General features: G+C 63.5%; 22 protein-coding genes and 1 pseudogene. 9 read left to right on the plus strand and 14 right to left on the minus strand.

The features are described 5' to 3' along the window. Nucleotides 1–98 precede the first annotated feature (98 nt). The 4 genes from IVB01_RS13985 to IVB01_RS14000 all read right to left on the minus strand — a co-directional run bounded on the left by IVB01_RS13985 (nt 99) and on the right by IVB01_RS14000 (nt 3,941). Nucleotides 99–1,550 (minus strand): SEC-C metal-binding domain-containing protein, encoded by a 1,452-nt coding sequence (locus IVB01_RS13985; protein WP_247494604.1) that lies wholly within the window; start codon nt 1,548–1,550, stop codon nt 99–101. Nucleotides 1,551–1,655: 105 nt separating this feature from the next. Beyond that, nucleotides 1,656–2,438 (minus strand): nucleotide-binding protein, encoded by a 783-nt coding sequence (locus IVB01_RS13990; RefSeq protein WP_247494605.1) that lies wholly within the window; start codon nt 2,436–2,438, stop codon nt 1,656–1,658. Nucleotides 2,439–2,811: 373 nt separating this feature from the next. Beyond that, a complete protein-coding gene (locus IVB01_RS13995; protein ID WP_247280896.1) occupies nt 2,812–3,225 on the minus strand; it encodes a GFA family protein in 414 nt (137 codons plus the stop codon). After that, the gene (locus IVB01_RS14000; protein WP_247280895.1) at nt 3,222–3,941 is read right to left on the minus strand and encodes a class I SAM-dependent methyltransferase; all 720 of its coding nucleotides are present in this window, start codon (nt 3,939–3,941) and stop codon (nt 3,222–3,224) included. Before IVB01_RS14000 ends, IVB01_RS13995 begins: the two co-directional genes overlap by 4 nt. A gap of 160 nt (nt 3,942–4,101) precedes the next feature. Between IVB01_RS14000 and IVB01_RS14005 the strand changes: the two genes are divergently transcribed. Then, on the plus strand, nt 4,102–4,320 hold the full coding sequence (locus IVB01_RS14005; RefSeq protein ID WP_247280894.1) for a hypothetical protein: 219 nt from the start codon (nt 4,102–4,104) through the stop codon (nt 4,318–4,320). A 3-nt stretch (nt 4,321–4,323) separates the two neighbouring features. Here IVB01_RS14005 and IVB01_RS14010 read toward each other — a convergent pair whose 3' ends face one another. After that, nucleotides 4,324–4,488, minus strand: coding sequence for a hypothetical protein (locus tag IVB01_RS14010; RefSeq protein WP_247280893.1), 165 nt, complete (start codon nt 4,486–4,488; stop codon nt 4,324–4,326). A gap of 101 nt (nt 4,489–4,589) precedes the next feature. On the opposite strand from IVB01_RS14010, the gene IVB01_RS14015 reads away from it, so the two are divergent. Next, on the plus strand, nt 4,590–5,024 hold the full coding sequence (locus tag IVB01_RS14015) for a hypothetical protein (RefSeq protein WP_346659334.1): 435 nt from the start codon (nt 4,590–4,592) through the stop codon (nt 5,022–5,024). A 155-nt stretch (nt 5,025–5,179) separates the two neighbouring features. Continuing rightward, on the plus strand, nt 5,180–5,434 hold the full coding sequence (locus IVB01_RS14020) for a hypothetical protein (protein WP_247280891.1): 255 nt from the start codon (nt 5,180–5,182) through the stop codon (nt 5,432–5,434). Nucleotides 5,435–5,471: 37 nt separating this feature from the next. Here the strand turns inward: IVB01_RS14020 and IVB01_RS35690 are convergent, their stop codons facing one another. From IVB01_RS35690 to IVB01_RS14040, 4 genes and pseudogenes are all read right to left on the minus strand, one after another. After that, a complete protein-coding gene (locus IVB01_RS35690) occupies nt 5,472–5,714 on the minus strand; it encodes a hypothetical protein (protein ID WP_346015482.1) in 243 nt (80 codons plus the stop codon). A gap of 251 nt (nt 5,715–5,965) precedes the next feature. Beyond that, complete coding sequence (locus IVB01_RS14030; RefSeq protein WP_247280890.1) at nt 5,966–6,673, minus strand: outer membrane protein; 708 nt, start codon at nt 6,671–6,673, stop codon at nt 5,966–5,968. Between the two features lie 285 nt (nt 6,674–6,958). Continuing rightward, nucleotides 6,959–7,379 (minus strand): annotated as a pseudogene (locus tag IVB01_RS14035) (hypothetical protein). A 236-nt stretch (nt 7,380–7,615) separates the two neighbouring features. Next, nucleotides 7,616–7,984 (minus strand): hypothetical protein, encoded by a 369-nt coding sequence (locus IVB01_RS14040; RefSeq protein WP_247280889.1) that lies wholly within the window; start codon nt 7,982–7,984, stop codon nt 7,616–7,618. A 251-nt stretch (nt 7,985–8,235) separates the two neighbouring features. Between IVB01_RS14040 and IVB01_RS14045 the strand changes: the two genes are divergently transcribed. Both IVB01_RS14045 and IVB01_RS14050 read left to right on the plus strand, forming a co-directional pair. After that, the gene (locus IVB01_RS14045) at nt 8,236–8,778 is read left to right on the plus strand and encodes a tetratricopeptide repeat protein (RefSeq protein WP_247280888.1); all 543 of its coding nucleotides are present in this window, start codon (nt 8,236–8,238) and stop codon (nt 8,776–8,778) included. Between the two features lie 101 nt (nt 8,779–8,879). Further along, entirely contained in the window at nt 8,880–10,268 is a 1,389-nt protein-coding gene (locus IVB01_RS14050; protein WP_247280887.1) for a serine hydrolase domain-containing protein, read from the plus strand. Here the strand turns inward: IVB01_RS14050 and IVB01_RS14055 are convergent. Then, complete coding sequence (locus IVB01_RS14055; RefSeq protein ID WP_247280886.1) at nt 10,255–11,823, minus strand: peptidase S10; 1,569 nt, start codon at nt 11,821–11,823, stop codon at nt 10,255–10,257. The two genes, IVB01_RS14050 and IVB01_RS14055, sit on opposite strands and share 14 nt — an antisense overlap. A gap of 257 nt (nt 11,824–12,080) precedes the next feature. On the opposite strand from IVB01_RS14055, the gene IVB01_RS14060 reads away from it, so the two are divergent. The 3 genes from IVB01_RS14060 to IVB01_RS14070 all read left to right on the plus strand — a co-directional run bounded on the left by IVB01_RS14060 (nt 12,081) and on the right by IVB01_RS14070 (nt 14,109). Continuing rightward, nucleotides 12,081–12,860 carry an NAD kinase gene (locus tag IVB01_RS14060; RefSeq protein WP_247280885.1) on the plus strand — a complete coding sequence of 260 codons (780 nt, stop codon included), beginning with the start codon at nt 12,081–12,083 and terminating at the stop codon, nt 12,858–12,860. A 97-nt stretch (nt 12,861–12,957) separates the two neighbouring features. Continuing rightward, on the plus strand, nt 12,958–13,503 hold the full coding sequence (locus IVB01_RS14065) for a response regulator (protein WP_008549760.1): 546 nt from the start codon (nt 12,958–12,960) through the stop codon (nt 13,501–13,503). A gap of 27 nt (nt 13,504–13,530) precedes the next feature. After that, the gene (locus IVB01_RS14070; protein WP_247280884.1) at nt 13,531–14,109 is read left to right on the plus strand and encodes an Hpt domain-containing protein; all 579 of its coding nucleotides are present in this window, start codon (nt 13,531–13,533) and stop codon (nt 14,107–14,109) included. Nucleotides 14,110–14,224: 115 nt separating this feature from the next. Here IVB01_RS14070 and IVB01_RS14075 read toward each other — a convergent pair whose 3' ends face one another. The 4 genes from IVB01_RS14075 to folE all read right to left on the minus strand — a co-directional run bounded on the left by IVB01_RS14075 (nt 14,225) and on the right by folE (nt 18,082). After that, nucleotides 14,225–15,400 carry a DUF2336 domain-containing protein gene (locus IVB01_RS14075; protein WP_247280883.1) on the minus strand — a complete coding sequence of 392 codons (1,176 nt, stop codon included), beginning with the start codon at nt 15,398–15,400 and terminating at the stop codon, nt 14,225–14,227. Between the two features lie 288 nt (nt 15,401–15,688). Beyond that, nucleotides 15,689–16,750 carry a lytic transglycosylase domain-containing protein gene (locus tag IVB01_RS14080; RefSeq protein ID WP_247280957.1) on the minus strand — a complete coding sequence of 354 codons (1,062 nt, stop codon included), beginning with the start codon at nt 16,748–16,750 and terminating at the stop codon, nt 15,689–15,691. 187 nt (nt 16,751–16,937) lie between these two features. After that, nucleotides 16,938–17,360, minus strand: a complete 423-nt coding sequence (gene hisI / locus IVB01_RS14085) for a phosphoribosyl-AMP cyclohydrolase (RefSeq protein ID WP_247280882.1) — start codon at nt 17,358–17,360, stop codon at nt 16,938–16,940. 29 nt (nt 17,361–17,389) lie between these two features. Further along, on the minus strand, nt 17,390–18,082 hold the full coding sequence (folE, locus tag IVB01_RS14090; RefSeq protein WP_247280881.1) for a GTP cyclohydrolase I FolE: 693 nt from the start codon (nt 18,080–18,082) through the stop codon (nt 17,390–17,392). A 241-nt stretch (nt 18,083–18,323) separates the two neighbouring features. On the opposite strand from folE, the gene IVB01_RS14095 reads away from it, so the two are divergent. Then, nucleotides 18,324–18,779 carry an iron-sulfur cluster assembly scaffold protein gene (locus IVB01_RS14095; protein ID WP_247280880.1) on the plus strand — a complete coding sequence of 152 codons (456 nt, stop codon included), beginning with the start codon at nt 18,324–18,326 and terminating at the stop codon, nt 18,777–18,779. Nucleotides 18,780–18,902: the final 123 nt, after the last annotated feature.

An 18,902-nucleotide genomic window follows, 5' to 3' on the forward strand; every position in this document is an offset into this window, starting at 1 on the left:
ATTTTGTATGTCGCAACCCCAACGGGAAACCATAGTCAAGCTCCTTGGCACGCTCGACCAGCTCGCGGACCCCTTTTTTGCGGACCGAAGGGGACGCATCATACAAGCACCTTCCCTTTGGGCTCCTTCTCGGAGAGATCGATGAAAACCGACAGGGGATTAGTTTTGCGGAAGTGAGCTCGCTTGAGATGTCGCCGAAAGAGCTGCCCGAGGGTTGCGACAACACCCGCCGAAAGCGCGGCGACATCCGGAATGATATGGCCGCCGAGAAAAGCGCCAGCTAGACCAGCTCCCGCCCAGCCCGCGAAGTCGTTCTGTATTTTATCCCATTCGGCCGTCGCTTTTTGGTGCTCACCGATCAGCGCGTCCTTCGTGTCTCGAACGAAATTGTCCTGCGAACTGAGACTTGAAATTTCAGTGGCGCCCTTACCTACCGATCGAAGAAAGCCTCTAAAACCTTCGAGCCGGCCATCTTCCCGTACCATCTTTGCAAACTCGACATCGACGTTGTTCAAGAATTTGAAGTCGAGACTGTGAAAGGTTTTGGCCAGGGGGCTCCAAATTCTTGCGGTCTCGCTCAACTCTTCGCTCACCGACATGATCTCTTGCCATCGCGTTCTCATGCTAGTGTAGGGAAATGCACCTGTTACGTTCGAGATCAGCAGCGCAGTCTCTATGTTGGTGCCGCCGCGCATCATCGTCAACTGACCTCGGCGTCCTACAGGCTGATTGAGTGCGAGCGGGTCTTCGCGAAGTTGTCTCCGCATGTAGTCGAGAAATTTCCGCTCCTGCTCGCCGCTTAGGGATTGTCCGGATTTTTTGACCATCCCCAACAGCGATTGGTCGTCCATTGCTGAAAGGAAGCGGCCGAGATCCTGCTGTCCGAGATCCTGCACCTCTGCAAGATCCGCTTCATCAATCACCAGACCAGCCCGTCGCGATTGGGCCAGTTCGACGGTGTCCCATTTTAGTTCACGGTCGATATCGCCCGGGTCGGGGATCAGTTGCACGAGTTCGTTCTCGATCCACGGTTTGATCTGAAACAGGAAGTAGATCAGCTTGATCATCTCCGCTTTGTACTGGTGCGGATTATCAATCGGATTGTACTTCGGTTTGATGTTGCGTGCGTTAGGGAACGGATCGATTACCAAAATCTGGTCGTTGTAGAGACTAAATCGAAGAAGGTTGCGCAGGATCAATTCGGGTCGCACGTCGCCGAGATAGAGACCGCGCAGCTTGCCATCGCCTGGCTTGGGCATGATGCCCACCCAATTAGTCTCCGGCCCCCACATCGATCCGTGCACTTTGAAGAATTCGCGGATCTCTTCATCCGCGATCTTACTCTTGAACTCTTGCCACGTGCGACCCTTGCGGAAGCCGAAGATGTCCTCAGCGGCACTGATAAGTATCCGGTTCCTTCGCGCAAGTGAGACATCGGCCCAGCCGAGCGGATCAGCCTCGACACTTCGAGCTCGTAAGAAGTGACAGTGCTTGTACCTTTTGCCGCTGCCACAGTAGCAAGGCTCGTTGAGCTTCGCGGGCTTGTCCATTTGCTTCACCGTGTGCTCTCTCTGAGAGGCCTGTCTCCAAGCCCGTCAAGGATCGCGACATTTGCGGGGCGCGTGCTCGGACACGCGGCGGCAGTCTGTACAGGTTCAGGCCAGAGCTTTGCCCCAATCAAGGTTTTCGTATCCCGCGGCCTTGAGCTCGCGAAGGAGCTCCGCCTTCCAAGCACCGCGATCGTCCATGTCTGTGTATCCGATACCAGCGAAGTCCGAAGGCATCTCGATATCGCCCTTCTTTAGGGCGCAGACCCGCTTGCGGCCTAGTCGACCGGCAAACCAGAACATCTCTCCGATGACGTTCTGCCGTGCGCGAGGACGAAGATTATTCTCATCAAGGCCACCGATGTCATCCGGCGTCAGGACAACTACGGCGAACCCTGCCGCTCCTCCGTGATCTTCAAATTTTTCTATGATCGTGCGACCTTCGTTGGGCTGACGGTGCAGAACAATCGGTTTCAGCCCCGCGCGATCAAGAAGAAGCTCAACTTCATGTTTGGCTGGCGTATCCCGGCCGTGCACGATGAAGACCTCATCACTTGAAGTCGCCGCTGCCCCATCAGATCGTGTTGCAGCGGGCGCTTCGTCGCCGACGAGCTCGATCAGATCCTCTTCAAGCGAGCGGACGGCAAGCCGCAACATTGACAGTGAGTTCGCTTTTCCGTCCTCAAGCCATTCGTGGACTTGGTACAGCGGATCGTCGCCGCCACCCAGCACCAGGGGACCGTGATCCAGGCTTGTCGCGCCGTCAAAGCGATGTCGACGCGGTGAGTTGGGACCGAAAACGGTGTCGAGCGTGTCTGCTATGGCGGCCCCCATTGCGTTCGTCTCTGGGGCCCAACGCTCTTTCACTGCTGTCGTCTCGAAGGCCTCCAACTCGGAAATTCTCTTCCGGAGACGTTCGATGCCGTTCCGGATTTGCTGGGCGTTGAGATTGGGGAGAGCTGGGGGGGAAGGTCTACGAGCCATAGAAACGTCCATCACGGTCTGTGCGTGAGCGCGCGGAGTGCCGTCCGTTCCGACCCGCCTTCTAGCGAAGGTGAACTGACCTGTCCCTCTTACACCCCCTTGAGCTGCGCGGGCCCGCGCTGCGACCGTTTTCCCCGAAAAAGACTTCGCTAACCTTCGCGATTTGTTGGTAGCAAAGTTGGTACGCCGAGCCGGCAACAGAGAATTACGTTAGTGAATTCAATAGGATAGATACAAATAATCATCCCCTCAGCCGGCACCAGCTTTTGCCGCACGGCTCTCACCTCGAATTCTTCGGCGCGCTGCTTTGCTGGAAGTGCTCGGCGTCAGCGATCTTCACCCACACATGCTTCGCCTGCTCGAACACCGATCTGACGGGAGCGGGGTAGTTCGGGTCCGCGATCGCACCGACGGCAACGGCGATCATCGCGGGTAGATTGTCGGCTTTCCAATAGACCGTCGAACCGCAGTCGGTGCAGAAATAGCTGCGGACCTTGCCACCGCTTGCGGCAGCGCGGACGAACTCCTTCGGCGTCCCTGAGAACGTGACGGCGTCAGCTGGATAGAAGGCGCCGACGCCGAACGGCGCGCCGGTTCGGCGCTGGCAGTCGGTGCAGTGACAGGCAACGACGAGACGCGACGGCCCCGGAAGCGACAGCGCAAGCGCGCCACAACTGCATCTGGCATCAATCATCGAAAACGCTCCTCCGTGGCAAGGCAGACACGATCAGGCAATTGATCCAGCTGCCAGAGCCCGAGGCTCTTGTCGCGCCAGCCGCCACCGCCCTCCTCGCAACGCTCGCTGATCAGCGCGTGCGGCGCCGGCCAGTCGAACGGCGGCTTCTCCATGTTCAGCGCCCGCCAGTCGCCATCCTCGCAATCGCGATTTGCCTCCCATTCCGGAAAGGTGGTGGCGAGCAGGAAGCGCGCGCCGCTCATCTGAAATTGCGCGAGGGCGCGATCGATATTCGCAAAGCTCAGATGCACCAGACAGTCCCGGCAGAGAATGACATCCGCACGCGGCAGTGCATCGCGCGTGATGTCGGCAACGAGAAACCGGCCCGACGACCCGCCTGCCACACGCCGGCGGTTGGCCTCGATCAGCGACGGCACGATGTCGATGCCGGTGTAATCGACATCGAGCGTCATGCGGCTGATCCAGCCGGCATCGCCGCAGGGCGCGTCGAGCAGCGAGCGGGCACCGAGGCGTTGCAGCAGTGGAGGAAGCCCCTCTCGGATCGCGGCGGTCGCTGGGTCCTCAGAGCCGAGGCCGGAGACGGAAGTTGGCGCGCCCCAAAGGTTGGTCCGCTCGATGCGTTCGAACCGGGCGGCGAGATCGAGGTCCGCGAAATTCTCGCGGTCGGCGAGGAAACGTTGGTGGGCGAGCACGGGAGGACGGTGGGCGGTCATCGGGTGAGCCTCTAGGCAAGTCGGAAGCCCAGTGTACAGGCGATTCGAGCCTCCGGAATCGCAGCGTGCCATCCGATCTGATCGTTAGCGTTGGGCAGAGTCGGAGACGCTGATCCGATGGGGGTCGGAACCAAAGCCGTGCGTCGCTCGTTCTCGACCCATGCGGATCAGGGAAGAAAATCGAAACATATTTTTGCTGGCGAGCGTGACGCTGTGCTGTGGCGTCGTGGCCGGCACAGTTGCGCTGTTCGAACCGGCGCCAGCACCGACTCCTGCAAAGCAGGTGGCCGAGCGGATGGCAATCGACGCCACCGCTCCGACACCGGTTCGGGTGGTCGGCGCACCCTTCGAGCCCAACGTCAATCCGCGCCAGCGATAACCATCACGTCGGCGATGCCTCCGTGCCCTTCTCGGGCCGGCCATGGGCCCGCGCCAATTCCTCGACGAACGCGATCACCTCCGCCCGCTTGTCGGGCGGCAGCGACAGGAACGCGCGGACGAGCCTTAAGCCCTCCGCTTCGTCCACCCGTTCGTCTTCGTCATTCATCCGACCAATGTCGGGCGATCGGGAAAAATATGCAATCCCTTTCAAACGACCTTGATTCGGCGCGGCCGCTTTGCTGGAATGGAGCGCGGCAGAGGTGGATCATGAAGTGGATCAGGGAACGCGACGCACTGATCGCGCAGACACTGGCCTTCGTTCAATCGGTGACGGGCAAAAAGGATGATTTCCTTCAGCCGGCCGCGCTGTCGGATTCGCCGGCGGCGACCGTCGAGACCGCCCCGGTCGAGATCGGACCGCTCCAGCCCGCTCCGCAGGCTCAGTTCGTCAAGCTCCCGCCGGCACGGACAAGCGGCGATTTTCGCAGCGAGATGCAGGCCCGGATCGCCAATTTCCGCAAGCATCAGGAGCGGTTCGCGCGCGAGCGCGAGGAGTACGGCGCTCCAATCGGGGCTTACAGCCAGGACCACACCAGCCAGAGATTGGCCGCGCAGGCGCCAAACAGCGCCAACGTCAGGGGCAGGAGCATGTGCCCGCAGGAGGTTTTCAGGTCGCTCGTCATGGCCGAAAACATCCGCTGATTCCAGCCGGAGAGTCCCAGGGATTCTTTTTTTACGGATTCAGGACTCGTTTACGACTCAGGACACGAACTGCCCGATCACGGCGCCGTGATCGACCAGCCGGCCGGAACCCGTTCCGCGCAAAGTCGTTAACGGGCTTTCCTGGAGCGGGAAGAATGCCCTACGCCCTGTTCTGCAACGACGCCCAGATCAGCAAGGCCTATCCGAGCGAGTCCGACGTCTGGAAACTCGCGCAGCGAAGTGGTCTCGTCGTGGACGTGACCGCGGACGACGAGCGGCCGGGACCGCGCCGGGTGCTCGACAATGACTACGAGATCGCGCCCTGCCAGGCAGCCCAGGGCGAGGACCCCGCCAAGAACAAAGCTGAGGCCGAGCAGCAGTCGAGGATGGAGCTTGAGCTGAACACTTGAGGTCCGGAGCTCCGGGGCGGGAAACCTGAGCGAAGGCTCAGGGCGTCGCGGTCGCGAGAGACGCCTGCTCGCCCGCCAGGGCCACGCAGGCCTTCCGGCGATGCAGCCCGCGGATCGCGCCGGTGACCTTCAGCACCTTGCCCGACGGACAGGAAGCGTCCTTGACGAAGGCCACCTCGTAGGGCGCCAGCATCAGAGGCTCGGATTTAAGGATTGTCTGTGCAGAGCACGGCAAGCAGATGACGCACGCGAGCACCCCTGCCGACACCAAGATACGCATGTTCGTCGTCCCACCAGCCCGGCAATTCTCATATAACGCGTTCCGGAGCGCGAGTTCCGTAAGCGGCAAAAATTATTTTTGCTTTACCCCGCGGCCATGACGCGCGTGAGAAGACGCGCGCCGGAACGTTTGCTTGCAAGCGATGCGCCAGATGGTTGACGCAAAGCGAACAACAGGCCGGCGAGCAAGAGGCGGGCAAACGAAAGGCCGGCGGGAAAGCCGGCCTTGTCAGATCGCGTCGTTGGCAGAGGTCAGTAGCGCGACGCCGACGGACCGCCCCAGCCGAACCGGTAGTTCACGCCGACCTTGACGGTATGTTCATCCTCCCGGCCGCGGACGCCGACGATATCGGCTGGGCCGGAGGTGAAGGTGGTGCTGCCAAAGTTGTAATACTGATACTCGGCCTTGGCCGACCAGCTCGGCGCGAACATGTATTCGAGGCCGGCGCCGACGGTGTAGCCGTCCTTGCTGTTGCCGGTGGTGGTGAAGGCCTGCGGCACCCCGGCGATGTTCACGCCAAGGCCGTTATTGCGCCAGGCATAACCGCCCTTGGCGTAGAGCAGCGTCGGTCCCCAGGTGTAGCCGATGCGACCGGTCACCGACCCGAGCTGGTCGGTGTTGGACGTCACCTGCGTGCCCAGCGGGAACGTGACGCCGTTGTTGTTGGTCGGCAGCCAGGAATACTGGGCCTCGATACCCACCACCCAATTGGGCGCGAACTGGTAGTCGAAGCCGCCCTGCACGCCGCCGAGGAAGCGGGCATCGCTCGACTGGAAGCCATTGTCACCGGCAAAGGCGCCGCCGACATGGCCGCCGATGTAGAAACCTGTCCAGTTGTAGATCACCTGTGGCGGCGTATAGGCCGGTGCCTTGGTGTAAGGGCGCGGCTGCATGTCGGCTGCAGCGGCTGGCGCGGCCAGCGCCAGCAGCGCGACTGCACCGAGCAAAATCGTTTTCATGATCATCCCCGTTCTCTCAAATTCGACCCTCAGCAAACAACGTGGCGTGAATTTGGTTGCTTCGCGGCGATGCCGGAACGTTGATCGTTCGTTACTGTGACGGGTTGGCAACAACGCGATTTTGTTCCGTCACGTCCCTTGCGCCGGCCGTTCTCGTCGTCGGCGCAGGGCGAGCCGTAACGATTTGTCGCGAGACGAAACCGCCCGTTCAAAGCTCGCCAAGATGTGATCCAGCGGCTCCGGCGCGGTCTGTCCTATCATGAGGCGATGAAGGCGGGCTTTGCGCTACCGCGTCATCTTTTCCAGTTCCGGAAAGGGTGCGTAAACCGCACCGGCACAGAGCTCGCTCGTCCGATCGATAACGCGGTCGCTCCGCCCGTTGACGAAAATCACGGCGCTCGCGCATGCCCTTGTAGCTGCCATCGGTCTCGCGCGGGGTGAAATGCAGGCAGCTCACGTAGAACTGGCGCCCGCCAACTTCGCGCAGCACCGGATCGGCCATGCTGGCGTCGCGCACCCCGACCGGGTTGTTCAGATAGCTGCGCATCAAGGCCAGCGTGTCGCTGCGGAAGTTGTCGGGAAACGGCTGCGGCCCTCCGGCCTGGGTCCCGCCCATCAGCGTTGGACGGTCACCGTCGCTGCCGAAGCATGCCGCAAGCGCCAACGGCAACGCCATGATCACTGCATATCTCGCCAATCGCCCCACAGGCACCGCTCTCCGCTCGATCAGACTCGGAGGTGTTCTAGCCCCAAGCTTCCACGAACCCAAGCCTGCATGATCTAAGCTTGCACAAAGGGAATTCGCTTGCAGCGGCGCAAACGGCGCGCCGGTCCGCCGCCGACACCTCGGGCTTTCGCACGAGGCATGGCGAACGGACCGGGCCTGAACTCCGCACGCGGCGGCGGGGCAATGCCAGGGATGCCGCCGCGCGGGATCAGTGGTCAGTTGCGCTTGTCCGATGTCGCCGGCTTGGTCACGTCCGGCTGCGCCTTCAGCGATTCCTTGGCCGTGACCTGCTTGTGGTGATGGCGATGCTTGCGCACGGACTTGTGCTCGTCGGGCGTGGCGGCGGCGTTGGCGTTCATCGCGTTCGACTTGGTGTCCACCTTGGCATTCGCCTTGACGTCGGAAGCCTTCGTGTCGGGCTTGACGCCCGCATCCGATTTGACCGCAGTATCCGCCGCCTTGGTCTGGCTCTGGTCCGCCTTGATCACCGGCGCGGTCGTGGTGGTCTTGCCCGCCTCGGCGGCGAAAGCCGGGGCTGCGATCACGGAGGCTGCGAGCAAGGCTGCGGAAATGGTCTTCAACATGGTTGGTCTCCTCTGGGAAGGATCTTGAGGCGGCGCCCTCTCGTCACCCCTTCGATCGTAAGTCCGAGCCTAGAGAGCAGCCACTGAACCCAGTCTGAAGCCCATTGCGGGCTCCCGTTCATCTCGATGACAAGTTTGTCATCTGCGCCGGGACGAATAGATCGTGCGAAGCGGGAATGTTTTTGCCCCATGGGTGTTCCGGTCTTCGGGCAATCGTGTAGGATCGCCACGTTTCATACGGGAGAACATCAATGCGCAGACTCTCAACGCTTCTGGTGCCGGGACTGGTCTCGATGGCGCTGGCGGCCGGGCCGACGCTGACCAGCGCCTATGCCGCCGGCAGCGATGAACCTTCGCCGCCGCCGAAGTCGGACACTTCGACCAAAAAAGGCAAGAAGAAGAGCTCATCCGTCAGCGATCCCAAATTCGTGGCGGCCTATCGCGCCGCCTACACTGCGATCTACGACCGTCACGACTACAACGGCGCGATCGACCAACTGAAGTCGCTCAAGCGCGACGACGTTGCCGATGTCGCGAACCTGATCGGCTACTCCTATCGCAAGCTCGGCGATTACCAGTCGTCGAAGGCCTATTACGAGCTGGCGCTGAAGGACGATCCGAACCACGTCCGCACCTGGCAGTATTACGGCCTCTGGCAGCTCGAGCAGGGCAACCGCGAACAGGCGCAGTACCACCTGAACAAGATCGCCTCGCTCGCCGGCACCGACAGCTCCGAATATCGCTCGCTCGCCGCCGCGCTCGACAGGCCTACCGGCGCGACGCTGGTCTACTAAGACATCACTATTTGAATGAAGCGAGCGCGCACAACCTTGGGGTTGTGCCCGTTCCACTTTCTCGGCTAGCCTTGCGCAGCATCCCTCGCAATTGGTGTGCAATGGATACGTGGCTGCGATCCGCGATCGACTACATCGGCTCCTGGATCGAATTCCAACAGAGGACATTCCAACAGCCCGGCGTCATCATCGCCTTTGCCCATCGCGGCGAGGTCGTCGCCGAGCACGCATTCGGCCTTGCCAATCTCGACACCGGCGAGAAGCTCACTCCGCGGCACCGCTTCCGCATTGCCTCGCACTCGAAGAGCTTCACCTCCGCCGGCATCATGAAGCTGCGCGAGCAGCGCAAGCTCCGACTCGACGATCCGATCGGTCAATACGTCGGCGGCCTGCATCCGCGCGTGGCAGAGACGACGATCGCGCAGGTGCTCTCGCACAGCGCGGGACTGACGCGTGACGGCGCCGATTCAGGCCAGTTCATCGATAGCCGGCCCTATCTCGATGCGAAGGAGCTGCTCGCGGAATTGAAGCTGCCGGCCGCAATCGAGCCCGGCACCCGCTTCAAATATTCCAATCATGGCTTTGGCCTGATCGGCCTCGTCATCGAAGCCGTGACCAAGGAGCCCTACCCTGTCTGGATCAAGCGCGAAATCGTCGAACCCGTGGGCTTGCGTGAGACCGAACCGGATGCGCCGCTTGCCAAGAGCACGCCGTTCGCGCGCGGCCATACCCGAAAGCTGCCGCTCGGCGAGCGCTGCGTAATCCCCGGCGACAATCCCGCGCACGCCATGGCGTCCGCGGCGGGCTTCGTCGCGACCGCCGGCGATACCGCCCGTTTCTTCGCGCAGCTCGCGCCCAATGCGAAGAAGAGCGTTCTCTCGGTCGCGAGCCGCCGCGAGATGACGCGACACCACTGGCGCATCCCGCAGAGCTTCGAGGGCTATTACGGGTTAGGCGTCAACGCCGGCAAGACCGACGGCTGGGACTGGTTCGGCCATGGCGGCGGCTTCCAGGGTTACATCTCCCGGACCTGCTCCATCCCCGCTTGCGAGCTCGCGATCAGCATCCTCAGCAATTCCATTGACGGCGCGGCGCCATTCTGGATGGACGGCTCGATGCAGATCCTGCGCGCGTTCAAGACACGCGGCGCGCCCGACCGGCGCGTGCGCGACTGGACCGGCCGGTGGTGGACGATCTGGGGAGCCACAGATCTCGTGCCGGCGGGCAACCGCGTGCTCGTCGCCAACCCGCAGTTCAACAACCCATTCATGGATGCCGCCGAGATCGAGGTCACCGGCCGCGACAGGGGCAAGCTCGCCTGGGCCGCCGGTTACTCCAGCCATGGCGAGCCGGTCCGCCGCGTCCGGGACAAGCGCGGCAAGGTGAGCGACATCTGGATCGCCGGTGCCAACGTCAAGCCTGCAAGCGTCGTGGCGCGCGAGATCGCGCGCCGGTATCCGCCACGCAAGCGGCGGCCTACTCGCGGATAAGCGCCTCGACCTCACTGCGCATCGACTGCCGCGAACCGTCGCGCGAATAAAACATGTGGCCGCCGGGATAGACGACGAATTTCACGCGTTGCGTAACGAAGGCCGGTAACTGGTCGAGCACGCGCTTCGATCCGAAATAGGGCGTGGCGAGATCGAACAGGCCGTGCGCGACCAGCAGGTTCAGCTTTGCATCGGTGGCGAGAATCTGGCGCAGTTCCGACACCGATTGCGGCGGGTTGAGGCCGCGGCCGAAATCCCAGTGGCCCTCGACGCTGCCGTTCAGGACTTCATAGGAGCCGTCCGGCCGCCAGTTGAGCTTGCGTGTCAACACGTCGACCGCGGCACTCGTCAGCGGCGCCTGGAGTGCATCGCCCGAGGGGTCGCCGAAGCGGGAGCTGCTGGAATCCGGGTAGGGATCGAAGCCGCGCACGGAGCCGTCGTAGCGTCCCGTCACCTTGCCGTTCTTGCGATCGAACTCGCGGCGGAATTCACCGACGTCGAGCCGGCCGGCGAGCCTGCGGCTCACCGCCTGGTCGATGCCGGTGAGCTCGGCGACTTTGTCGGCCAGCCGGTTGGTCGCCTCCTTGTCCGCCTCGCCCTTGACGAGGTCAGCCAGGAATTCGCCGCGCGCGTAGGCCTCGACGTCGGCGAGATCGGCGCGCGTGACCGGTGCCTTGGCTTCGCGCGCCACCGCGACATAGCTCGGCAGCGTCGCGACATATTGCAGCAAGCTCGTGCCGGCGAACTCGCGGAAGTCGAACAGCGGCGAGACCAGGATCAATCCCCTGACGCCGACTCCATGCTGCAGCTGCAACTGGCGCACCACCTTCGGTCCGCGAATCCCGCCATAGCTTTCGCCTGCTACGTATTTCGGCGAGATCAGCCGGTCGTGCTTCTCGAGCCAGCGGCGGATCACCAGCGCGATCGAATTGGCGTCGCCGTCGACGGAATAGAAGGACTTGCGCGCGTCCTCGCCGCTGGCGACGAAGCGGCTGTAGCCGGTGCTGACGGGATCGATGAAGACGAGATCGGTGAAGTCGAGCCATGTCTCCGCGTTCGGCTTCACCTCGGGCGAGGCGGACGGCGACAGGGCTTCGCCATCGAGCGGCAGCCGCCACGGCCCCGCGGCGCCGAACTGGAGCCATGCCGAAGATGCGCCGGGCCCACCGTTGAACAGGAAGGTCACGGGGCGCGTCGCGCGATCGGCACCGTCGAGCTCATAGGAGGTCACGGCGATGTCGGCCAGCGGGTCGCCCTTGCCGTCGAACACGCGGATCGAGCCGGCGGTCGCGGCGAAGTTGAGAGTGCGGCCAGGCAGATCGAGCGTCTGCTTCGTGGTGGAGTCCGGCGGCAGACGATGCAGCTCGGCCGCCGACGGCGAACCAGGCGCAGAGCTTTGCGCGCCACCGCCACGCCCGCCTTTCTGTCCGGCCGGCGATGTCGTCTCGGAGCGCGGCTGCGGCGGATCCTCCGCGCGCGCCCATCCTGCGAAGGCGAAAGCCGACACCGCCATCACCAGCATCGCGTGGCGGAGCGCCGGCAAACTCAATACCATGATCGTTCTCCGTGCCCGGCTCTGAAGGCCGGTGCGCACCGATCATTAGCCAGGAATTGCGACGGTTTGGGGGATCATGGGTTCGGCGGCGCATGGAGAGGTCTTTCGGGCCCGAAGCGCTCCCGTTTCGTCCTGAATCGGGATGGGGCAATCCCCCGTTTGCCTTGAAAGGCGGTCCTCCTCGACAATCCAGGCCCAGGTCGTATAGACGAGCCCGGCGGAACTTACTCGAGCCAGCGGCACCTGCCCGGGAAGCCATGACCAAACCCTCGCGATACGACCGGATCGCCTTCGTCGCCAGCCCGAGCAGCGAGGCGCAGGCCGCCTTCGGCCAGCTCACCCGGGATTATGGCAATTACGACCCCAGGGAAGCCGATGTCGTCGTCGCGCTCGGCGGCGACGGCTTGATGCTCCAGACGCTGCACCGGAACATGCACACGGGAAAGCCGATCTACGGCATGCACCGCGGCACGGTCGGCTTCCTGATGAACGAATACTCGACGCACGATCTGCGCACGCGGCTCGAGGCGGCGCATGAATCCGAAATCCATCCGCTCTTAATGCGCGCGACCGACGTCAACGACCGCGTCCACCTGCACCACGCCATCAACGAGGTCGCACTGTTCCGGCAAACCTACCAGGCCGCACGCTTAAGGATTCTGATCGACGAGCGCGAGCGCATGGCCGAGCTGATCGCCGACGGCATCATGGTGGCGACGCCGGCCGGCTCTACCGCCTACAACCTCTCCGCCCAAGGGCCGATCCTGCCGATCAACGCCGCGCTGCTCGCGCTGACGCCGATCAGCGCCTTCCGCCCGCGCCGGTGGCGCGGCGCGCTGCTGCCCAACACGGCCTATGTCGTGATCGAGGTGCTCGAGGGCGACAAGCGCCCCGTGGCGGCGGTCGCCGATCATGACGAGGTGCGCGACGTTCGCCGTGTCGAGGTCCTCTCCGACAAGACCATCTCGATGCGCATGCTGTTCGACCCCGGCCACAGCCTGGAAGAGCGGATCCTGCGCGAACAGTTCGGCTACTGAGCCGCCGGCCCGCCCCTCTCAAAAGGCCGATCGCAACCCTTCGTTAACCCCCGCCACGATATGGTTAACGAAGGTTGACCGCTTTGGCCCGGGCGTCATGTTCCGTATCGACTTCAACAAGCTGCGCTTCCTCGTCTGCGACGACAATCCGCACATGCGCCGCATCCTGCGGACGCTGCTGCATTCGTTCGGCGCACGCGAAGTCTACGAGGCCGAGGATGGCGCCACGGCGCTGGAAATGTACAGCCATTACGTGCCCGACATCGTCATCACCGATTGGGCGATGCCGATCTTCGACGGGCTCGAGCTCGCGCAAATGATCCGGCAGCCCGAATCCAAGGGCAACCCCTACGCGCCGATCATCATGCTGACCGGCCATTCCGAGAAGCGCCGCGTCACGGTCGCGCGCGATGCCGGCGTCACCGAATTCCTGGCCAAGCCGATCTCGGCCAAGGGACTCTACCAGCGCATCCTCAACGTGGTTGCCAATCCCCGCCCCTTCATCAAGACCAAGACCTATTTCGGCCCGGACCGGCGCCGTAACACCAACTCTGCCTATATGGGCCCGGAGCGTCGCGTCGGCGAAAAGCACGAGGTGCTCCAGCAGCCCTCGCTGCTCGACAAGGCCCGCTCCTCCATCTAGCGCAGCGTCTCACACGAGGCAGGCATCATGGCGAAGAACAGCGCAAAGGACATCGAGGTCAAGGCCTTCGCCACGCATCACGTCATCACGCAGCCCAATCCCTTGCGAAAAGTGCTGCGCCGGGTCGAAGCAAAAGACATGGACGATCCGGTCGCCCGCGCCGAGCAGGCGCTGGCGGGCCTGTCCGGCCAATTCAAGGACTGGATGAGGATCGAGGTCGAGAGACTGTCCGCCGCCTGGACCGAGGTGCAGCAGGATGGTTTCACCAGGAAGCTGCGCGACGAGCTGTTCCACGCCGCACACGACATCAAAGGCGATGCGGCGACTTTCGGCTTTCCTTCGGCAGCGGGAATCGCCGAGAGCCTGTGCCGCATCATCGAGCATGCGCCGGATCTTTCGAAGGTGCCGGCCGAGCTGTTCACGCACCACATCAACGCAATCCTCGCCATCGCGCACGAGAACACCAGGCTTGACAGCATCAGCGTCTCCGCGGAGCTCAGCCGGCGCCTGCGCAAGGTCGCCGACGAATATCTCGCCCATGTCAACCGTGATCGCCCCGAACATCTCGAGGTGATCCTGGCGCCAAGCATTGCGCCGGCGGAATAAGGCCCAGCTCTTCCCTCTCGTCGTTGCGAGCGCAGCGAAGCAATCCAGAACTGTCTCCGCGGTGAGACTCTGGATTGCTTCGCTGCGCTCGCAGTGACGGAATTCGCAGGACCTGCTACGCCGCGATCAGATCGTCATAGAGCGGATCGACCGCGTCCTCGGCGACGAGCTCGTCGCAGAACAGCCGCGCCTCTTCGCGCGCGGACTCGGTGGCGAAGCGGCGGAGCAGGACCATCAACGGTTCGGTAGCGCCGCGGTCGGTCTCACAATGGGTGAGCACGCGCTCCACCATGCGACGGCGCAGCCGTACCGCGCGGTCATCGGTGTCGACAAAACCCTGCTCGTGGCAGGCGTCGAGCGCGACTTGGAATGCCGCAAATGTCGCCTCGGGCAGCCCGGCGCGGCGGAGCAACGCGTGCAGGGTGTTGCCGCCGCGCTCGTGCAGCAGCGCCGAGACGCGCGCCAGCGGCAGATCGGCGAGTTCGGCGAGCGCCGCGTCGAACAGGTCGAGATTGCTCGACAGCAGCGCGCGCAAAATCAGACCCGCCGTGAGCTGGCCGGTGATGCGCAGGTGCCGCACCAGGCCCTGCATGTCCCCACCGCGCGAGCGCGCCGCGATGTTGATGGTGGAGCGGTCGCGCGCCTCGATCGTGATGCGTTCGGCACGATCGGCACTCAGCCAGTTTCGGGCCACGACGAATTGCGCAAGGGTCTCGGAAAGCTTGGCCACCAGCGCCGCGCGCGTTGCGGCCGGCAGATCCTCCAGCACCAGCATCGCTTCGCGGATCGCGGCGAGGTGGCCGTGGCGCTCGACGATACGATTCCACGAGAACGGCGCGAGCTCGGCATGGGGATTTTCGATCAGCTCCAGCGCGGCCGCCGCGCAGCCGACCTCGGCGATGGCGGCGCAGACCGAGACCGGCAGCGCGATACGGCGGGCGACCGCGCACTGCACCTCGTCATTGCCGGTGGCGACGATGTCGACGAGATCGGCATCGATCAGCAGCGGAGAATGTTCGAGCACGGGCAGCGCAACCGTCGGCTGATCCGCCGACAGCGCCCGCACGATTGCAGCCGGCGCCTCGGTGCTGCGCGCAAAGGCCTCGGCCATCGCCCGCCGCACCAGCGGCGAGGGATCGTCGAGCAACATCAAAAGCGCGCCTTCGGCGGCGACGCGGTCATCATGAGAAAGGTCTGAAATCAGCCAGGCCCGGGCCAACGCCCGCGTCGCCTCGGCCCGCTCGCCCGCGGACGCCGTCCTGATCCAATTGATGAACTGCCGAACAATCATGGTGCTTCCGGCCTACGCAACGAAAACGAAAAATAGTGACGGCTTGTCACCTGCAACACAAAATAAACCACGACGCTTAACAAAGCGTTCACCATAACTGGCTGGTTTTATTGACGTTTTGTTAAGGGAACAAAGCCGCGCTTTTCTTGTATCCCGCACACGGTGCGGCGCGCGAGCGCTGCGCCGCTAAGCCGGGCCTATTTGTTCGGAAGGATTTGCTGCGCCTGGGTCCCAGCTCAGCGCCGCAAGCGTTGTACGCTGCAGAGCGTCCGGGCACGAGAGCAGATGCTAGCTCGAGAACGTGCCGCTGCGATCGCTGAAGAGATCGAGCGGCTGCGGCGGACGCATGTCCGGCGTTGCTGAGGCCACCGAGGTGAGCGTGGCGTTGTTGCCCCACAATTTCTGCACAGCGGTCGAGACCGGCTGCGTGGCGTCGCCAGGCTGATAGATCGAACGAAACGCCGGCGTGGTCGGCGCATTGTCCGCGAGCGTCGTAGGTGACGTCGCACTGACGGGCGTCACGGCGCGGGTATTGGGGAAGGTTTGGAGATAAGCGGCGTTGTCGATCACCGGCGCTGTCGGCTGTACGCCGTTGGCGCCCGCCACCTGCGTAGTCGAGGGCGTGCCGCCATACATCGCCATCGCACTGCGGGTGATCTTGGAATTCGCCGCGCTGGCATAGCGCGCGTCCAGCACCGAGTAGACTTCGGAGACGCTGCGCGCCCGGCCGTCATTGGCGTAGAAGATCGAGCGGTTGGCGGCGGCCGCGTTCGGAAAGAGCCGCGCGCCGACGGCTTGCGGATTGTCCTCGGCATTGGCGATCAGTTTCGCGGCGCCGCCGACACCCATGAAATGCGCCATGTAGAGTTCGCTGTCGCTCGGCCTGCGCCCGAGCAGGCCGGTGAGCTTGAAACTGTTCGACTGCGTCAGCGCCGCCGCCATGCTGGACGCGGCCTCGGGATCGTCGCGCAGCTTCATGATCGACCGCTTGATCATCGGATCATCGACGATGTAGCTGCCCGACGCGGTCTTCGTAATGGCGTCGGCATAGCTGCCATAGCCGAGCTGAGTGCCCGCCTCCTTCACTGTGCCAAGCCAGGTCTGATCGATGAACTGATAGAGCCCGTGCGCGGACGAGGTGGTGGCACCGGCCGTCGGATTGAAATCCGATTCCATCTTGGCGGTGGTCAACATGTACTGGAAGCCGACGCCGGAGATATTGGAGGCCTGCTTGATCGCGCCGGCGACGCGCGCCCGCGACGGATCGAGACCGGCCGTCTGCGTCGCACTGAACTTGTCGACCGACATGATGAAGTGCCCGCCCCGCGCGGCATTGAGCGGCGCCGGCAATTCGGCGCCCAGTCGTCTCACCGTGGAACAGGTATGGTTAATGCGGGGTAAATTTGGCTCTCGCCCTGCCGAACCGAGTCGTTCGGGGGCGCACCGAAGCTGCGAGCCCCAGAATCCATTCCACCGCACATGATATCGCACGATCGATTCCGGGCTCGTGCTTCACATGCCCCAGAATGACGGATGGCTACTTCTTGTAGATGTCGCCCGGATCGAACAGCCGCTCGGCATCAACGAAGACGAGCCTAGCGCCGCCGCCCTCGGCCTCGACCTTGCGGTAGAAGCACGAACGTCGCCCGGTATGGCAGGCCGCGCCGATCTGCTCGACGCGGATCCAGACCGCGTCCTGGTCGCAATCGGTGCGTATCTCGACCACGCGCTGGGTCTGACCCGATGTCTCACCTTTTCGCCACAAGGCGTTGCGCGAGCGGCTGAAGTACCAGGCTTCGCCGGTCGCGATCGTCTTGCGCAGCGCCTCGTCATTCATGTGCGCGACCATGAGGACGTCGCCATTGACGACGTCGGTTGCCACGCACGTCACAAGGCCCGCGGCGTCGAATTTCGGCAGGAAGGCGAGACCTTCCTCGACTTCGTGAGAGTGGGCGGACACGAGCGTCCTCGCTTAAAACGTTGGCGAGGTCAGCGCTGCAGGCCTCGCACAAGGGACAGGAAACGGGCCTGTTCCGCCGGATTGTCCCGGAACATGCCGGTGAAGCGGCTGGTGAAGGTGGAAGCGCCATGCTTGGCGACACCGCGCACCGACATGCAGGTATGCTCGGCCTCGATCAGCACGGCCACGCCGCGCGGCTTGAGGACCTCGTCGATGGCGGCCGCGATCTGCGCCGTCAGATGTTCCTGGGTCTGGAGCCGGCGGGCGAAGATATCGGTCAGGCGCGCGAGCTTGGATAGGCCGACGACGCGCTCCACCGGCGTATAGGCGATGTGCGCCTTGCCGTAGAACGGCATCATGTGATGCTCGCATTGCGAGGTGAACTCGATATCCCGCACCAGGACGAAATCGTCATAGCCCGCCGTCTCGCCGAAGGTGCGGTCCAGGACCTCGGCCGGGCATTGATGGTAGCCCTGATAGAGCTCGTCGAAGGCCTCGACCACGCGGCGCGGCGTGTCGAGCAGGCCTTCGCGCTCGGTATCCTCGCCGATATAGGCGAGCAGCGTCTTCACCGCTGCTTCCGCCTCGGCGCGCGCAGGGCGCGGCTGGTCGGCGCGGACGGCGGCCGCGAGAAATTCAGCGGGATCAAGCTCGGCCGGGCGGCTCTCGGGCTGGCGGTCCGAGGGCTTGTTGGGGCGGATGGATTTGATTGCAGCGTCCATATCGACTCCGTTCGACGGCCTTACGGCCGGAGTGTCACCGGCAGACGGGGCGGCAAGCCGCCGGACGCCTGAACAGAACAGTCTCGGCGAAAAAGGTCCGCTCGTCGCCACGCCGGCCGCACCATTCTGGATCACCGCCGGTGGGCCGCTGGACTGTTTTTCCGCGAGTTCCGACCCTATATAGGACCCTGGACGCCGCCCGCCAAGGCCGATCGGGTGCGGAAGTGCTGGACTCCATCACATGCTGAACGACATCTACAACAAGCGGATCATCGAACTGGCCGGGAATATTCCGCGGCTCGGGCGGCTGTCGGACCCCGATGCCTCGGCCACTGCCCACTCCAAGCTGTGCGGCTCGACCGTGAAGGTCGACCTCAAGATGAACGGGAACACCGTCACCGACTTCGCCCATGACGTGAAGGCCTGCGCCTTGGGACAGGCCTCTTCGTCCATCATGGCAAGTCGGATCGTGGGGTCGACTGCGAGCGAACTCCGTGAGTTGCGCGAAACCGTTCGCAAGATGCTGAAGGAGAACGGTGCGCCTCCTGAAGGAAAATGGGAAGAGATCAAGTTCCTCGAGCCGGTCCGCGACTACAAGGCGCGGCATGCCTCGACCCTTCTCACCTTCGATGCGGTGGTCGATGCTATCGGCCAGATCGAGGCCAAGGCGAAGCAGCCGGCGGCGGCTCAGGGCTGAGTGCTCTCCGTCGTTCCGGGGCGATGCCACCGGACCCGGCGTATTGGCCGGGTCGACGACATGCTCCGCATCGAACCCGGATCCAGAGATTGCCGATCTTCCGGGCTGGCGCTGTCGCGCGCC

The sequence above is a fragment of the Bradyrhizobium sp. 164 genome, from assembly GCF_023073715.1.
Lineage (GTDB): Bacteria > Pseudomonadota > Alphaproteobacteria > Rhizobiales > Xanthobacteraceae > Bradyrhizobium.

Coding starts and splice junctions, on each gene's coding strand:
- IVB01_RS13985 (WP_247494604.1), bottom strand. CDS start 1,550: ATGGACAAGCCCGCGAAGCTCAACGAGCCTTGCTACTGTGGCAGCGGC.
- IVB01_RS13995 (WP_247280896.1), bottom strand. CDS start 3,225: ATGATTGATGCCAGATGCAGTTGTGGCGCGCTTGCGCTGTCGCTTCCG.
- IVB01_RS14000 (WP_247280895.1), bottom strand. CDS start 3,941: ATGACCGCCCACCGTCCTCCCGTGCTCGCCCACCAACGTTTCCTCGCC.
- IVB01_RS14005 (WP_247280894.1), top strand. CDS start 4,102: ATGCGGATCAGGGAAGAAAATCGAAACATATTTTTGCTGGCGAGCGTG.
- IVB01_RS14010 (WP_247280893.1), bottom strand. CDS start 4,488: ATGAATGACGAAGACGAACGGGTGGACGAAGCGGAGGGCTTAAGGCTC.
- IVB01_RS14015 (WP_346659334.1), top strand. CDS start 4,590: ATGAAGTGGATCAGGGAACGCGACGCACTGATCGCGCAGACACTGGCC.
- IVB01_RS14020 (WP_247280891.1), top strand. CDS start 5,180: ATGCCCTACGCCCTGTTCTGCAACGACGCCCAGATCAGCAAGGCCTAT.
- IVB01_RS35690 (WP_346015482.1), bottom strand. CDS start 5,714: ATGCGTATCTTGGTGTCGGCAGGGGTGCTCGCGTGCGTCATCTGCTTG.
- IVB01_RS14030 (WP_247280890.1), bottom strand. CDS start 6,673: ATGAAAACGATTTTGCTCGGTGCAGTCGCGCTGCTGGCGCTGGCCGCG.
- IVB01_RS14040 (WP_247280889.1), bottom strand. CDS start 7,984: ATGTTGAAGACCATTTCCGCAGCCTTGCTCGCAGCCTCCGTGATCGCA.
- IVB01_RS14045 (WP_247280888.1), top strand. CDS start 8,236: ATGCGCAGACTCTCAACGCTTCTGGTGCCGGGACTGGTCTCGATGGCG.
- IVB01_RS14050 (WP_247280887.1), top strand. CDS start 8,880: ATGGATACGTGGCTGCGATCCGCGATCGACTACATCGGCTCCTGGATC.
- IVB01_RS14055 (WP_247280886.1), bottom strand. CDS start 11,823: ATGGTATTGAGTTTGCCGGCGCTCCGCCACGCGATGCTGGTGATGGCG.
- IVB01_RS14060 (WP_247280885.1), top strand. CDS start 12,081: ATGACCAAACCCTCGCGATACGACCGGATCGCCTTCGTCGCCAGCCCG.
- IVB01_RS14065 (WP_008549760.1), top strand. CDS start 12,958: ATGTTCCGTATCGACTTCAACAAGCTGCGCTTCCTCGTCTGCGACGAC.
- IVB01_RS14070 (WP_247280884.1), top strand. CDS start 13,531: ATGGCGAAGAACAGCGCAAAGGACATCGAGGTCAAGGCCTTCGCCACG.
- IVB01_RS14075 (WP_247280883.1), bottom strand. CDS start 15,400: ATGATTGTTCGGCAGTTCATCAATTGGATCAGGACGGCGTCCGCGGGC.
- folE (WP_247280881.1), bottom strand. CDS start 18,082: ATGGACGCTGCAATCAAATCCATCCGCCCCAACAAGCCCTCGGACCGC.
- IVB01_RS14095 (WP_247280880.1), top strand. CDS start 18,324: ATGCTGAACGACATCTACAACAAGCGGATCATCGAACTGGCCGGGAAT.